This window comes from Streptomyces sp. NPDC111656, from assembly GCF_055656965.1.
Window position 1 is genome coordinate 47,366 of the sequence record NZ_JBVKCA010000014.1, and the last position, 14,708, is coordinate 62,073.

Below are 14,708 nucleotides of genomic sequence, written 5' to 3' on the forward strand. Positions count from 1 at the left end.
CCCTATTTCCACATGTAGTTCTCGGCGGCGTCGACGATCAGATTCTTGACCGCCTGCGGATGCGAGACCAGGGACACGTGCGAGGAGTCGATCTCCACCGTTTTTCGGGCCTTCGCCCGCTTCGCCTCGTACCGCTCCAGGCTCGGGTTGATCGCCTGGTCCTGTTTGCCGACAAGGACGTAGACGGGTTTGTTGCGCCATGCGGCGCCGGTGAGCTTGTCCGCGAACGCCGACAGCGCGATCGGACGCTGTGTGACTGCCATGATGTCGGTCTGACCTGTGGGCAGGTCCGCGGCGAAGACCTGGTGCAGTTTGTTTGGCTGTACGTACACGTCCGTACCGGTGGTGCCGTCGCCGTTGCGGAAGGGCACCTGTTTCAGAGCTTTGGTGAGTGGGACGGGAGCGAACTTCGCGGAGAGGCTGGAGAACGACTCTCCCACATCGGGCATGATCGCGTTGATGTACACGAGAGCCTTGACATTGTCGTTTCCGGCGGCAGCCTGCGAGATCACCTCTCCGCCGTAGGAATGACCGACCAGGACGATCGGTCCCTTGACGGACTTCAGGAAACTCGCGAGGTAGGTCGAGTCCTGGGGGATACCGCGGAGGGGGTTGGCCGGCGCGGCCACCGCGTAGCCGTTCTGCTGGAGCCGTTTCGCGACACCGTTCCAGCTCGACGAGTCGGCGAAGGCGCCGTGCACGAGCACGATAGTGGGCTTCTCCCTGCCGGGATCACCGCTCGGGCCACCTGCCTGCGCCGTTACGGGTGTCAGGGCGTAGGTGATTCCCGATACCGCCAGCAGTGCCGCACCCCAACGGACGATGTTCAGATTGCGGCGCGACTTGCAGGGTATTCGCATGTCATTCCTTCGGTGCGAGGGCGTCGAGCGAGGCCTGGGATTCCAGCGTCGAGGACACCTGCCGCCATGTCTCCGCGCACGGGCCATCCGAGTGAGCACACCCCGGAGGTGCGGAGTCTCTCGCTCTCTCGACGACTTTGCTCCCGGGTCCCGCACTGCGACCATCGGCCAACCACCCGCGGACTCACACGCGTCGCCGCCCTCGTGACGGCGCGCACAGCGGTCCTGGTCGCGCTGGGCGGCATCACCACCGCCGCCTTCTCGGCCATGCCCGGCCCGTACGCACTGTTGGTCGCCATGTCGGTGGCGGCCGGGATGATGCGGGGCAACCTCCCCCTGATCCAGGTCACGGCCGTCACTGATCGGTGGGGCGCCACCCACCACGGGCGCCTGTCCGGGCTGCCGGCGGCCGACGACGACGGCCGCAGCGCTGGCGCCATGCGGCGGCGCGGCACTGGCGGTACCGCTCGGCTTCAGTCCGGCTTCCTCGGTGAGGGACTTGGTGGTGAACTGTCCGTCCCAGCCAGAAGTGTTGTCACTCAGCTACAACTCACGCTCCCCGTACGGCAACACGACCTCCAGCAACACACTGACCGTACACAGAGCGCCAGGTCGTGGGGGAGGGCGACCTATTCGCTCTGAAACTGGAGCGCCGACGGGTTCGTTCCGCCGCTCCGTCTGGGATATGCGGCTGTTCATGCAGGTCGAAGCTACGGCCAGACGTTTGAAGGACCGGTCTGGCGAGCGAGAGCAGCCGGAGCCGGGCCTGGCCGACGTCCTGACGCTCCAGCGGCAGAGCGCGGCAACTGCATCGGCGGAAGTCGAACGGGCTCTGTACCAGGATTCCCTAGCTGAGTACGTGTGGGCCGGGGACGTCGCGGGGCTGTCACCATGGACGCTTGAGTCGCTGGTCCAGCCGGTGCTGGAGATCTGCTCGTACTACGACGTCATGCCGTGGCGTCTGAGCTCGCGGCAGCTGGACAAGTACTTCGCGGGCCCGGGCAAGCGGCCGAGACACACGACGGTCCGATCGAAGATCAACCGGATCGATCTCTATGACGCCTTCCAGGAACAGCGGTACGCCGGCGAGATCCACCGCCGGTTCGGCGCGGTGGTCGAGTCACCCGTTGACGCGTTCAACCGCCCTGTGCACCGAAGGGACTTCGGGCTCCGGATCCCGCCGTCGGCCCGGGCGACGAAGGAGTTCTCCGCCGCGTGGCGTGAGGCTCTGCCGCGGGCGCGGAAGTACCCGGTGGCGGTCCGGAACTACGTGATCTCGAAGCTGACGTACATCTCCGGGGTCCGGGCCGCGGAGCTTTGCCAGGTGCAACGCGAGGACGTGCACTGGGAGAACGGCCAGTGGGGCTGGTACATGGCAAGGGTGTCGGCGGGCGCCGCTGCTCCCCTCCGAGCGGCTGGCGAAGTCGCTGGCTGGCATGGAGGGACTGCTCGCGCCGCCGGTGGTGCCCGACACGTTCCGGCGCGCGTTGAAGATGGCCTCGCGCGAGTACCTGCGGGGTCCGGTCAGCGACCTCTTGCGTCCGCCGTCGTTACGGAACCGGCGGCGCAGCACCACATGCCGACGACCCCTCCGTCTGTGTCGCCTTCACCCACCGACCAGTTCCACCCGCAGGCCCATCGGCCGTACCGGTCCACCAGGAACTCGGTGACAGGATCCAGCGAACGCCAACGCTTCTCCTCCGCGGCATCGGCGTCGGGCAGCAAGGGCGCGACACGACCAGCCAACTCCTTTGCCGCATCCTCATCCAGCTCGAACGGATGCCGCAACGGATCCACTTCTGCCCAGGTCAGGGCGTGCGCCCACAGCTCAGTCGCTACACCACTCAGCCGTGTGCGGACGCTCGATCACCCACCCAATATCGAGCGGCAGCGCCACAGTGCTGGGAAACGACCTCCGTTGCCTCCGGAATGCCTGGCCAGGGGCTCTCGTCAACAGTCCCGTAGTGGACGTCCCGTAGCGCTGGCTACGGCGTCGTCAAACGGCCCCGGCATGACGACTCGTAACGGCCCCGTTTCGTGAAGATCCATGACGACTCGAAGCGGCCTCGTGCCAGCATGGCCCGGTCTCTGCCGGAGCCAGCAAAAGCCTCTGCTGCACTAGTGGGGCCAACTCGCCCCGCCCGGGCGGGGCCGAACGACATCGCAGCCAATGACGTGTACGCGGGGGAGGGCCGGTTGCGCCTGGGCTGAGGGCCTTGTCCCACCGCGAGTCGGCGGGGATCATGACCGCGTGCGACACCGAGAGAAACTCCACGAACTGCTCCCATGCGCCGGACTCACGGTCGTCGAGGACATGAGCCCGGGCAGCCTGTTCCCGCCGGAGGCAGGCTGGCGGATCGCGCGGGGGATCGCGGCGCCGGACGGCGCGGTCCGGGCAGCGCTCGACGCCGAGTGGTGGCGCCGCCTCGCAGATGCCGACGGCGAGTTCCTGGTGGTCGTCCTCGGACATCGGATCGGCGGCAACGACTCTTGGTGGACCCGGGTCCGCTACACCGGCGGCGGTGTGCCGGGGCTGACCGGCGACCCCGGGTTCGTGGCGCTCTCCCTCGACGGGCAGGTGCTGCTGGCGGAGGTGCCCGGCGCGGACGGGCCTCGGGTGACGGCCCTCGACCGACTGCCCGAGCGGCTGGAGGAGGCCGCCGCAGCCGCCGGGCGCGAGACGGAGGCCGAGCGCGCCGAGGTGTGGGCGGCCGTGCCCGGCCAGCCGGCATGGCCATTGCACTGGGCGGAGGGCATCGGGTCCAATCCGGCCGCGCCGGACGAACTGCTGATCCGGCTGCTGGATGTGGCGGAGGGCTTCCTGCACGGCTGCGACCGGCCCGCCGTACTCGACGCCGCCGTGACGCACCCCGATCCGCGGGTGCGCTCGACACCCGCCGACACCTTCCGGCCCAAGCTCACGTCCGATCAGTGGATACGCGTGGTCCGCGCCGAACCGTCGCCGAGCCGGCGCGTGCACTGGGCCGAGCATGCCTGCGCCTGGGGCGTCGAACTCCCTGGGGACCTGTACGACGACCTCCTCGCCGGCCCGTCCCGCGCTGAGGCCGCCGAACTCCCGGGGCTCCCGGCACACCACCTCCCCAGCCTCACGGCCGACGCCGATCCCCGGGTGCGGGCGACTGCCTGCGCCCGGTGGGCAGACCTCGCCGCGCCGCTGCGGGCGCGACTGCTGGCCGACACCGACGACGCGGTGCGTACGGCTGCGCTGCTCGCCCACCACAACGACGTCCCCATGCCTCGCGACGTCTTCGCCGCGCTGCCCGAGCCCCGGCGCGCGCTCGAACAGTGCCGTCTCTCGCCCGAGCTGGAGGCGGAGCTGGTCCGGGACGAGGACGCGGAGGTACGCCGAGCGCTGGCCGCCAACCCGCGGCTCAGCGCGCACGGTGTCGCCGTCCTGGCGGAGGACCCGTACGACGACATCCGCTCGGCGGTGGCACTGCGGCCCGATCTCGACGAGGAGCAGCGTGCCGCGGTGCGCCACGACTTCGACCCGACGTCCATGTCGCACACTCTGCCCTGGGTCAAGGGCCTGCACGGTGACGCCGACGCGATGCGCCGCCTCGCCGTATCGTCCCATCCGCTCATCCGCCGAAGCGTGGCCCGTGCCCGGCATCTTCCACCGGACGTCGTGGAGCGTCTGGCGCGGGACGAGGACCGGACGGTGCGCCTGTTCCTCGCCGAGTCGTGCGACGATGCGCCCGCCGAGATGCTGCTGGAGGTCTGGCGCTGGTGGGACGGCAGCTTCAGTTTTCCCGACCGCCCCCGCAGCCACCCCAACTTCCCCCGAACGGGCCTGCTGCGCTACGCCGGCGACCCCATCGGGCGGATGCGCCGCCTGGCCCTGGACGATCCGGAGTCCACGCCTGCCGACGTCGCACGTCTCGCCCGCGACCCAGAAGCCGAGGTGCGCCGCCGCGCGGCCGAGGACCCCCGGCTGTCACCGGCCGACGCAGTGCGGCTGCTGAACGACCCGGCGGACTACGTCCGCGGGACCGCGATACGCAATCCGCAGCTGCCGGCCCGCGTCCTTGCCGGGCTGCTGCACGACCGCGACACGGCATGCGCGGCGGTCCCCAATCCGGCGATTCCGGTCCCCGTCCTGGACCGCATCCTGGCCGCGGCCGCCGCGGCCGTGGCAGCCCGGCGCTGAACACCGCCACCCCGCCGGGCGGCCGTGGCGGTCTGACACTGAACTCCGGCACATCCCCGCCCGGGCGGCTCGAGGTGGCCCCACCAGTGCAGCAGAGGCTTTCGCCGGCCACGGCAGAGACCGGGCCGTGCCGGCACGGGGCCGCTTCGAGTCGTCATGCCGGGGCCGTTTGACGACGCCGTAGCCACGTCGCGCCTTGACGGCCGGCCGTAGGGGAGGAGGGCTCTGCGGGAGTGACCCGCACCCGTTTCCACCCGCAGGAGGACCGCGACAGCAGCGTCCGAGGAGGGTCCTACCAGCGCCTCGGTGACGAGTTCGTACGGCGTTCGGCGGCCCTCCGGGAGGCCGGGGGAGGGCCGCCAGGCCCCAAAGAGACCCAGATCGAGCGCCTGAAGGCCCAGAACGCAGATCTGAAGGACCGCGTCACTGACCGGGACGAGACCATCGGAGAGCTGACCGAGTTCAAGAAGCTCGCACCGTGCTGGCTCGCGACCCAGCACGACGAGATCATGCGCTGGCGCGGTCCGCAGTCGTCCCCCGAGCCGGCTCCGCCCGCCGAGCCGGCCACCGTCGCTCGTGCCAGGAGCACCGTCCACGGCACGGCAGCTGACGGCCGGTCAACGGTCAGTTGTGATTCTCCGCCGTCTACAGTGCGGACCTGGCCGGTGAGCCAGGCGGTGGCGAGGTCGGTGCAGGCACAGGATGGTGGCGACCTCGCGTGGCTCGCCGTGACGGCCCGGGGGATGCGGCTGGGCCTCTGCCTGCTTGAGCTGCTCGATGGTTGCCTCGGGCAGCCGGGCTAGGGCCGGAGCACGATCTTGCCGTGGGTGTGCCGTCGTTCCAGTTCGCGGAACGCGTCTCGCACCCGTTCCAGTGGGTAGGTGCGGGCGATCGGCACCTCCAGCTCTCCGCGCGCGGCAAGCCGGGCCAGCTCGCCGAGCACGACCGCGCACGCCGCCGCACCTTCTCCGTAGGTTCGCGCCCCGACCCTCGCCGCGGCCGGCCAGTCGCTGATCGTGTTGATCCGCTCGGGCCGCACGCCCAACTCCACTGCCAGTTCCACGTAGCCGTCGCCGAACGTGTCGATGAACGCGTCGACGTTCCCGCCGGAAGCCTGCCGGATCCGTTCGGCCACGTCCTGCCCGTACTCGACCGGGATGACGCCGCGATCCTTCAACCAGGCGTGGTTCTGCTCGCTCGCCAGCCCGATCACCGTGGCGCCGCGCTGCTGCGCGAGCTGCACGGCAAGAGACCCGACGCCGCCCGCCGCACCGGACACGACAACCGTGTCGGCCGGTTGGGGGTCCACGGCGAACAGGGTGGCGTACGCGGTCGTGCCGGCCACGTACAACGACCCGGCCACGTCCCAGGACAGCCCCTCCGGGCGCGAGGTCAGATTCACGTCGTCGACCACGACGAACTCCGCGTGGCTCGCCCTGTGATGGGTGAAGCCCAGGACCTCGTCGCCCACCGCGACGCCGCGCACCTGCGGACCGGCTTCCGCCACGACGCCGGCCAGATCGCTGCCCTGCCCGGAGGGGAACGTCGCCGGCCAGCGTCCGTGCCGGGCGCCCTCGCGGATCATCGTCTCGCCGGGCTGGATCCCGGCTGCGCGGACCTCGACCAGCACCTGCCCGGGGCCGGGCGCCGGCCGGTCCACCTCCTCCACCCGCAGCACATCGATCCCGCCGTACTCGTGGAACCGCACCGCCTTCATCGCGTGATCACCGCTCTTCCTCGTTCGGACAGGTCTTGGACGCTCACGCCCCGGACGGCCACACATCGACCGGGCCACCGCATTCAACGGTTCAGGAACGGAGCTGTCTTCCCAGGATCAACGGTTCGAGGAAGTATTTGACGAACGGTGATATCACTACTGGCAACTGGCAACTGGCAACTGGCACGGGGATGCACCGCGACGGCCTCGATACCTGCCCCCTGCCTGCTGGACGCCGTCCTCAACGTTGCCGACGGCGATGACGTCCGCGCCACCGTCGGCCTCGTCGGCGGCGCACCCGCGACCCGACCCGCACCGGGTGCAAGGCTCCAGGGGCACGAAGGGACACGCTTGTCGGAAGCCGCCCGAACTTCTGCTGCACCAGAGCAACCCGGTCGGCAGAACCGCCGGGACACGGCCTCCGGCGTGATCTCGCCAGAGCGAGACACGCCCAGCGCGGGAAACAGGGAGTGCGGAAACCAGCGCGGCCACATGCCCGGTCGTGCTCCAGCAACCCTGCGTCCTGTTCGTTCCCACGGCCAACTGATCAAGGCCTGGGCGCCATTGAAGCCCGGGCGCGGACCGGGCAGGCCCAGCCCCTCCCGGGTGCCCATCGCCTCGCGGCACTGAGTCGTCTAAGCAGTGGCTGCGTGGGGTTGATGCCTTGTAGGGTCCCGACTATGGCTTGTCGCATTTCCGAGTTGGTGATCGATTGCCGGGATCCGCAACGGCTGGCGGCGTTCTGGTGCGAGGTGTTGGGCTTCATCGTGCTCGACATCGACGACGGCGCGGTGGAGATCGGACCACGGGAAGGGTTCGGCGGATTGCAGCCGACTCTGGTCTTCAGCCCCACCACAGAGCCCAAGGCGGGCAAGCTGCCGCTGCACATCGACGTCAACGCCACCGACCGCGATCAGGACGCCGAACTCGAACGCCTCCTGAAGCTCGGGGCGCGCCCGGCCGACATCGGCCAGACCGGCGACGAGTCCTGGCACTGCCTGGTCGACCCCGAAGGCAACGAATTCTGCCTCCTGCGAGCCCGCCTGAGCTGAGCATCGGCCCGCGCCGGCAAGCGCCGAAGGTACGGCGGGAAACTCGCAGAAGGCGCGCTGACCTGCATAGATGCTGAACTCGGTTCGGTCAATGCACCGTACACGCCGAGGTAGGGGACGATCTCCCCTACCTCGTCCAGCACTTCCTTGGTGTTGCCGCGCTTGCTCGATCACCAGGCAGACGTCCGGCGCCGGTACTCCGCCCGCTGATTCCCGGCCAGGCGGAACCGTTCAGAAGGTCAGGCGTCGAACCCAGGCGGTGCTGCGGTCGGCTTCGGTGCGGTCCCCCGGCGGATCAGGCGAACTCCGCCAGAGCCCGCCAACCCGTCGACGGGGCCCGGGGCTTCCTCCCTATCATGCTCACGCTCCTCGGACGGGGCTAGCCAGAACAGGACAGGCGGAAGGCCGAGCTCGATCACCGCGAGCGCGATCTGGAACCACTGCGGCCAGCCGTGGACAGCCAGGGAGATCAGCCGGCCGAGCCCACCGAGCAGGAAGACGGCGGAGAGGGCGCGCACCGCCGTCGCCGGGATCGGCCGCTGCCGGGCGGCCCAGAGCCAGGCCAGTCCATAGCCGACGAAGCTCGCCCCCATGAACCGCCCCCAGCTGTCGACGGTCGCCCCGGCAGAACCTACGCCCGGGATGGCCGCGTTGCCGAGGGCGACGTGGAGCAGCCCGATCGCCACACACGTCCACCCCATGACCTGTACGAGTACGCGCAGAGTCCTGGCCATGATCCATCACCCCGTCTTGGTCCGACGCCGTAGTTGACATGTGTCTACTAAGCCCTGAATCAGGGTGAACGGGTAAGTAGACGTGTGTCAAGTAAGCTTTCGGCGTGCCTCCCCGCCAGCGCCTCAGCCCCGCCGACCGTCGCGCTCAGCTCCTCGCCGTCGGCGCGCGGATGTTCGCGGCCCGCCCCTACGAGGACGTGCTGATGGACGACATCGCCCAACAGGGCGGCGTCTCGCGGGCCCTGCTCTACCGTCACTTCCCGAGCAAGCACGCGCTCTTCGCAGCGGTCTACCAGCAGGCCGCCGACCGGCTGCTCGCCGAGACGAAGCTCGACCCCGCCGACTCGCTGGTCGGGCAACTGGTCCAGGGGATGGACATCCACCTCGACTACTTCGTCGCCAACCGGCACGCCGTCCTCGCCGCGAACCGGGTGCTCGCGGGCGACCCGGTCATCCAGACGATCATGACCGACGAGCTGGACGCGCTCCGCGCCCGCCTGCTCGCCGTGCTGCCACTCGCGGACGAGAGCGCGCGCCGAACCGTCTCGGCCGTACTGAAGAGCTGGTTGGTCTTCGTCCAGATCCTCGTCGTCGACTGGCTCACCGAGCAGACCTGCTCTCGCACCGAGCTCCGCGACATTTGCGTCGGCGCCGTCCTCGGTGCCCTGCGCCCCCTGCTCCCTGCCCACCTCGTGCCGAACTGGCCCTAGCTCACGGCGGGTCGCGCCGGGGCGTGACCTGGTTCAAAGCGGTGAGTGACCATGTCGCCGACCTGGGCGCGGTACGGGTGCGCAGCACGGTCCGGGACTTGTTGCCCCAAACCCCCGGCGCGCAGGAGTCCTCCTGGCTTGACCGAGCGGTACGGCTCCACAACAAGTGGACCAGAGCCTCAGTTTCGACAGCAGCTGTTCGGCCGGCGATCCTCCGTCGGCCATCCGATGGCGCGGAAGACAGCGACGGGGTCCAGGTAGTCCCGCCAACGCGTCACCCTGCGGTCCTTGACGGTGATCACGGAGACGAAGTGGTTGTCGTAGGCACGCCCGGTGTGGACTGCCCGTCCGTGCACCGCGTACTCCAGCACGACCACGGACGTCTCGGCATCCCGGTGGACGGCGAGCCCGTCCGCGCTGTGCAGGACCATGCCATCGCCGTAGCCGCGGTACGGGTCGGCTACCGCGCGGCGTCCCTGAACCCGGCGAGGGTAGCCGGGTACGGAGATCACGTACTCGAAGACCACGTCCTCCGCCAGGAGGTCGAAGAAGTGCTCACCGTCGACGAGGCCCGCCAGCCCCTCCCGGACGATCCGGAAGAACGGATCCAGCGCTGCGAAGTCGGAGATGTCGTCGATGGACATGGTCACCCCGCCATCGGAGAGGTCCAGGCGTGGACGCTGCGCCGGGCGAAGTCGTGGAAGGTCGCCGCGGGGCGGCCGGTGACCTTCTCGACGTCGTCGTTGGGCGTCGAACCGTTGCCGGAGATGACGCTGCCGGTCAGCCAGCGAAGCATCACCGCGTAGTCGGCCGGGGCGAGTCCGGCAGCGACCGCGCCGTCGATCCATACGTCGGGGTCGATGTCGTGGTGCGTGACAGGTCGGCCGGTCACGGCGGCGATGGTGTCGGCGACTTCGTCGACGGTGAGGGCCTGCGGACCGGTGGGCGCGTACTGCGCGCCGGCGTGGGCGTCGGGGGCGAGCAGCGTCTCGACGGCGACCGCGGCGATGTCGGCCGCGTCGACGAAGGCTTCCCTGCCGCCGCCGGCGGGGACCGTGATCACCCCGTCGACGACCGGTACATGGGCGTCGCTGAAGTTCTGCATCACCCAGGCGGGGCGCAGGATGGCGTGGGTGATGGCAGCTCGGGCGGCGAGGTCGGCCTCGACGGCCCTGACGTCGACCTCCGGTGGCGCCTGGTCGGCCCGGTAGGTACTGAGGTAGGTGACATGGCGTACCCCGGAGGCTTCGGCGAGGTCGAGGAAGGCGGCCACCTGGTCGGCGTAGGTGACCCGCAGAACGGGCGTGACGAGGTAGAGGCGGTCGACTCCGGCGAGGGCTGCGGCGTGGGTGGTCGGCTCGTCCCAGTCGAACAGCACGGCGGCGCCGTGGCGCGCCGCGGCGCGGGCGCTCAGCCCCCGCTCGGCGAGCGTCTTCGCCACGAGCGAGCCGGTCCGGCCGGTGCCGCCGAGAACGAGTGCGGTCTTCGGTGATCCAGTCATGGATCAATCGTGAGAGCGCGCTACGAGCGAATCAATGCGCGCATGACTCGTTCTTTTACGTCAGACGCTCAGTCCTTGATCCAATGCGGTTGTCTCGCTGATACTGATGTGCGTGGACGTACTGCACGATCGCCTTGCGCGGGCACGCGCCTCCGGCGCCGTCTTCGCCCGGACGGTGGCCGAGCCGCCGTGGGGGCTGCGGCTGGCCGGTTCGATCCAGCTGGCCGTGCACACCGTCGTCCGGGGGAGGGGATGGCTGTGGCTGGACGACCCCGGCAGCGCGGTGGAACTCGTGCCGGGGGAGGTGACGCTCGTTCGCGGTGGCCCCGATCACCACATCGGGCACCTGCCGGGCGCCGAGTGCCTCGAACCGGACGACTTCCAGGTCCGGCACGCCTACGACGGGAGCCCCGAGAACCCGCGGGCGACGATCTTCCTCTGCGGCGCCTACCGGTTTTCGGGCGACATCGGTAGCGGGCTGCTGGAGGCACTGCCGCAGGTGCTGACCCTGTCGGCGGCGGTCGGCGACCCGCTGCGAGAGGTGATCGCGCTGCTGTCGCACGAGCTGACCGCCTCCGAGCCCGGTCAGCCCACCGTGCTGGACCGGCTCCTCGACGTTCTTCTGGTGCTCGCCATCCGCAATGACTTCCGCAGCAGCCCGACCGCACCCCGTTGGTACCGGGCATCCGCGGATCCCCGGCTGAACGCCGCACTGCAGGCCATGCACGAGAACGCCGGCCATCCCTGGTCGGTCCCCGAACTCGCCGCGATCAGCGGCCTGTCCCGCGCGGCCTTCGCACGGACCTTCCGCGACGCTCTCGGCCAGACCCCCATGCAGTACCTGACCGACTGGCGCATGGCTCTCGCCCGCGACCACCTGCGCACCGGCGAACTCGGCATGACACATATCGCCCGCGCTGTCGGCTACAGCTCGCCCTACGCGTTCTCGTCGGCCTTCCGGCGCCACCACGGCGAGCCGCCCGGGACCTGGCGGCAACGGGAGTCACTGCGCATGCAGGCAGGCCCCGGGAACGATCCCCACACCCACTGACACCCGCCCGGCTGTCCCCGGCACCAGAACCAAGGCCCCGTTGGGCGACCTGCCGAGACGGAGTTCTCATATGGCCGTTGGCGCGCGTCGGTCACAGACTCGTGAAGAGGTCGTCGAGCGGGGCCGGTACCTGTCCGGGATCGAGGTTCTCGACCAGGAGATGCCCGTAGCGGATCTTGCGGCCCTTCTTCGTGCCGAGGAAGCGCCGCAACTGCTGCTGCCGGGGCCGACCGTGGTGTGCGGGCTGGTGCAGAAAGGTCTGCCAGGACCGCAGGTCGCCCTCGGCCCGGATGATCTCCTCGACGCGCGCCGTGCCCAGCGCGCGGATGAGTTCGTCCTCCAGATCCGCCACGCACACGAAGAAGCCCCGGTGCGGCGCCCGGGCCCGCTTCAGGCCGCGGTCGTAGAAGCGCTGCTCGCCCTCGTCGCACAGTCCCCTCAGGTGCAGGCCAAGACCGGGTGGGCCGAGAAGACCGGCGTAGTGGCCGACGCTCATCGCCCCGCCCATCGATATGACGCACACCCCTTCGGCGGCCAGGTCCCGGCCCCGTCGTGCGGCCAGCGCTTCGACGGCCGCGAGGTCACTCGGTCCTTCCAGCAGCACCGCCGTCCGCAGCCCCAGTTGCGCAACCAGATCACTCGCCGGTCCGCCGGGACCGCCGGCCGCCCAGCGGCTGACCGCGTCCCGGAATGCGTTCATGTCCGCCATGAAGCGAGTCTGCACCGCCATCGACCGGCGCGGCACGGGAATATTTGACGGCCCCGCTCGACATGCCGGGCATTCTGGTCACCTGGCCCTGGTGATCCACCCCATCGCTTGCGGCACTGAGCAGGCGGCACTGACCCGGCGGAGGCTCGGGGTGTCGACGTTGCCTGAGCCGGACGCTGCTGTGGGGGCTCTCGGGGCTCTCGGGTTGAGGTGCGAGGGCTGGCCTTTGCTGCCGGTTCGGTGGGTTACGTCGGCTGATCCGGCTTCAGGGAGCCGGCAGTTCGCCGTCGTCGGCTGGTTGTGCCTTGTCGTGGCTTGGCTACGGGGACACCGCTTCGGGTGCTGGATCCTTCGTGCTCACGCCGGTCGTGCGGAAGCTGGTCCGGAATGCGCCAGGTGTCACGCCCAGGTGCCGTACAAACGCTCTGCGGAGCGACTCGGGTGAGCCGAACCCGGTGCGCCGTGCCACTACCGGCAGGGAGTCGTCACCTGTCTCCAGCAGCGCCTGGGCGGCTTCCAGTCTGACCTGCTCGACGTAGCGGCCGGGAGTGGTTCCCACCTCTTTGTCGAAGAGCCGGGTCACGTGCCGGACGCTGACGCCTGCTCTGCGGGCCATGGCTGTGAGTGTGTGGTTGGCCCCGGGGTTCTCGGCGACGGTGTCCAGGACCCGGCGGAGCATGTCCTGGCGGGTGTGCGGCGCCCGGGAGCGGACGCTGAACTGGGACTGGCCGCCCGGCCGTTGCATGAAGACGACCATGTCCTTGGCGACCGACCGGGCGACCTCGGCACCGTAGCGGTCTTCGACCAGCGCCAGGGACAGGTCGATACCGGCGCTGACACCCGCCGAAGTCATCATCTGCCCGTCCCGTACGAAGATGGCGTCCGGCTGGACCCGCACGGACGGGAAACGAGAGGCCAGTTGCCGTGAGTGCCGCCAATGCGTCGCGGCGCGGCGGCCGTTGAGAAGTCCGGCTGCGGCCAGTAGGAACGCCCCTGTGCACACCGATGCCGTGCAGCGGCTCTTCTCGTTCAGTTGCCGGACCGAATCCAGAAGAGTGTCGTCTTTGATCAGCGTCTCCCATTCCGGGCCGCCCGGGATCACCAATACGTCGCACGGTTCTTGTACGTCGTCGGCGGACAGGTCGGTGCTGAGGCGGATCCCGGCGGAGGTGATGACCTCCGCCCCGTCCTCGGACGCGATCTGCACCCGATAACGGCGCGTACTCAGCGTCGTCGGACGCCCCGACCTCGCCTGGCGCCGGGAATCGACGACGCGAGCCATCCGCGCGACCTGTCCGAGGGACGGAAACACGCCCTGGTACTCGCGATCCAACTCTCCGCGGCGCTGCTCCTGGCCGAGCCGACCCGCGGGCTCGACCACCGGGCGAAGACCGAGCTGGTCCGCATGGTCGACGCACTCGCGGCACAGGGGCGGACCGTCGTCATCTCCCCGCACGACGTCGAGTTCGCCGCCCGGGCCGCGGATCGGATCGCGTCGCGGTCCTCGACGGTGCTGACCACCTGCCGCCGCTCCGCCCGCCGCGCCAGATTCCAGGCCCCCGGTCCGCTTCGCCGGCCCGAAACTGTCCGATTCCCGCGGTCGTTGAGCTCGGCCGACTCATTCGAGGGCGTGTCGGGGTGGATTTACTAGGACGTCCAACTATATGCTCGTGAGGAATACCCGCGGTGCAGGGAAGCCGGTGTGAATCCGGCACGGTCCCGCCACTGTGACCGGGGAGTACGTCGTCGAGCAGGACGCCACTGACGAGCGAGATGTCGGGAAGGCGGACGGCGCGCGCTGATCCGGGAGTCAGGATACCGGCCGCGGTTTTGTTCCGTGTTGTCCACGAGGATGGAGCAGACACGCATGGCATCAGTGTGCACCCACGACCCTGGTGATCCGGCCGGACGGGCATTCACTGCCGCGCGCCCCGTCGGACAGGTACGGAGCGTCACGCGTCTCGCCGGACAGGTGTGGACCGTGACGCGCCCTGCCGGGCAGGTGCGGACCGTCACGCGTCCCGCGGTACGGACGGCGAGTCCCGAGCATCCCGCGGATCGGGCACGCGCTCACGCGATCCGCGCGGTCTGAACGGCCCTTCTCTGCCCCATGCCGTCTCGCGCGACCCCCGCACGCACAAGGCCCTGCCCGTGTGTGCCGGTGGTCGGCGCGCCATCCCCGGATCCCACCTGACGAGAGCAG

The 14,708-nt window shown here is 69.8% G+C and carries 13 protein-coding genes, 2 pseudogenes and 1 riboswitch; of the genes and pseudogenes, 7 read left to right on the forward strand and 8 right to left on the reverse strand.

The window, feature by feature from the left end:
- Positions 1-2: 2 nt before the first annotated feature.
- Positions 3-860 carry an alpha/beta fold hydrolase gene (locus tag ACZ7M3_RS33820; protein ID WP_472068305.1) on the reverse strand — a complete coding sequence of 286 codons (858 nt, stop codon included), beginning with the start codon at positions 858-860 and terminating at the stop codon, positions 3-5.
- Positions 861-1,034: 174 nt separating this feature from the next.
- Here ACZ7M3_RS33820 and ACZ7M3_RS33825 point away from each other — a divergent pair.
- Positions 1,035-1,332, forward strand: a pseudogene (locus ACZ7M3_RS33825) (MFS transporter); the annotation flags it as partial.
- 1,052 nt (positions 1,333-2,384) lie between these two features.
- On the opposite strand, the gene ACZ7M3_RS33830 reads toward ACZ7M3_RS33825, so the two are convergent.
- Positions 2,385-2,657, reverse strand: a complete 273-nt coding sequence (locus ACZ7M3_RS33830; RefSeq protein WP_472068712.1) for a hypothetical protein — start codon at positions 2,655-2,657, stop codon at positions 2,385-2,387.
- Between the two features lie 454 nt (positions 2,658-3,111).
- On the opposite strand from ACZ7M3_RS33830, the gene ACZ7M3_RS33835 reads away from it, so the two are divergent.
- Entirely contained in the window at positions 3,112-5,031 is a 1,920-nt protein-coding gene (locus tag ACZ7M3_RS33835; RefSeq protein WP_472068307.1) for a hypothetical protein, read from the forward strand.
- A 233-nt stretch (positions 5,032-5,264) separates the two neighbouring features.
- Positions 5,265-5,834 carry a hypothetical protein gene (locus ACZ7M3_RS33840; RefSeq protein WP_472068309.1) on the forward strand — a complete coding sequence of 190 codons (570 nt, stop codon included), beginning with the start codon at positions 5,265-5,267 and terminating at the stop codon, positions 5,832-5,834.
- Here ACZ7M3_RS33840 and ACZ7M3_RS33845 read toward each other — a convergent pair.
- A complete protein-coding gene (locus ACZ7M3_RS33845) occupies positions 5,831-6,748 on the reverse strand; it encodes an NADP-dependent oxidoreductase (protein ID WP_472068311.1) in 918 nt (305 codons plus the stop codon). The two genes, ACZ7M3_RS33840 and ACZ7M3_RS33845, sit on opposite strands and share 4 nt — an antisense overlap.
- 680 nt (positions 6,749-7,428) lie before the next feature.
- On the opposite strand from ACZ7M3_RS33845, the gene ACZ7M3_RS33850 reads away from it, so the two are divergent.
- Positions 7,429-7,800 (forward strand): VOC family protein, encoded by a 372-nt coding sequence (locus tag ACZ7M3_RS33850; RefSeq protein WP_472068313.1) that lies wholly within the window; start codon positions 7,429-7,431, stop codon positions 7,798-7,800.
- A 239-nt stretch (positions 7,801-8,039) separates the two neighbouring features.
- On the opposite strand, the gene ACZ7M3_RS33855 is transcribed toward ACZ7M3_RS33850, so the two are convergent.
- Complete coding sequence (locus ACZ7M3_RS33855) at positions 8,040-8,534, reverse strand: DUF4345 domain-containing protein (protein WP_472068315.1); 495 nt, start codon at positions 8,532-8,534, stop codon at positions 8,040-8,042.
- 104 nt (positions 8,535-8,638) lie between these two features.
- On the opposite strand from ACZ7M3_RS33855, the gene ACZ7M3_RS33860 reads away from it, so the two are divergent.
- Positions 8,639-9,244 (forward strand): TetR/AcrR family transcriptional regulator, encoded by a 606-nt coding sequence (locus ACZ7M3_RS33860; protein ID WP_472068317.1) that lies wholly within the window; start codon positions 8,639-8,641, stop codon positions 9,242-9,244.
- A 179-nt stretch (positions 9,245-9,423) separates the two neighbouring features.
- On the opposite strand, the gene ACZ7M3_RS33865 is transcribed toward ACZ7M3_RS33860, so the two are convergent.
- Complete coding sequence (locus tag ACZ7M3_RS33865) at positions 9,424-9,888, reverse strand: nuclear transport factor 2 family protein (RefSeq protein WP_472068692.1); 465 nt, start codon at positions 9,886-9,888, stop codon at positions 9,424-9,426.
- Between the two features lie 2 nt (positions 9,889-9,890).
- Positions 9,891-10,745: an NmrA family NAD(P)-binding protein gene (locus ACZ7M3_RS33870; protein ID WP_472068319.1), complete on the reverse strand. Its 855-nt coding sequence runs from the start codon at positions 10,743-10,745 to the stop codon at positions 9,891-9,893.
- 112 nt (positions 10,746-10,857) lie between these two features.
- Between ACZ7M3_RS33870 and ACZ7M3_RS33875 the strand changes: the two genes are divergently transcribed.
- Positions 10,858-11,796, forward strand: a complete 939-nt coding sequence (locus ACZ7M3_RS33875; RefSeq protein ID WP_472068321.1) for an AraC family transcriptional regulator — start codon at positions 10,858-10,860, stop codon at positions 11,794-11,796.
- Between the two features lie 91 nt (positions 11,797-11,887).
- Here ACZ7M3_RS33875 and ACZ7M3_RS33880 read toward each other — a convergent pair whose 3' ends face one another.
- The gene (locus ACZ7M3_RS33880; RefSeq protein WP_472068323.1) at positions 11,888-12,505 is read right to left on the reverse strand and encodes a TOPRIM nucleotidyl transferase/hydrolase domain-containing protein; all 618 of its coding nucleotides are present in this window, start codon (positions 12,503-12,505) and stop codon (positions 11,888-11,890) included.
- Between the two features lie 319 nt (positions 12,506-12,824).
- The gene (locus ACZ7M3_RS33885) at positions 12,825-13,787 is read right to left on the reverse strand and encodes a GlxA family transcriptional regulator (protein WP_472068325.1); all 963 of its coding nucleotides are present in this window, start codon (positions 13,785-13,787) and stop codon (positions 12,825-12,827) included.
- Here ACZ7M3_RS33885 and ACZ7M3_RS33890 point away from each other — a divergent pair.
- A pseudogene (locus ACZ7M3_RS33890) lies at positions 13,749-13,997 on the forward strand (cobalt ABC transporter ATP-binding protein); the annotation flags it as partial. The gene ACZ7M3_RS33885 and the pseudogene ACZ7M3_RS33890 overlap by 39 nt on opposite strands.
- 175 nt (positions 13,998-14,172) lie before the next feature.
- Positions 14,173-14,346: riboswitch (cobalamin riboswitch) on the forward strand.
- Positions 14,347-14,708: the final 362 nt, after the last annotated feature.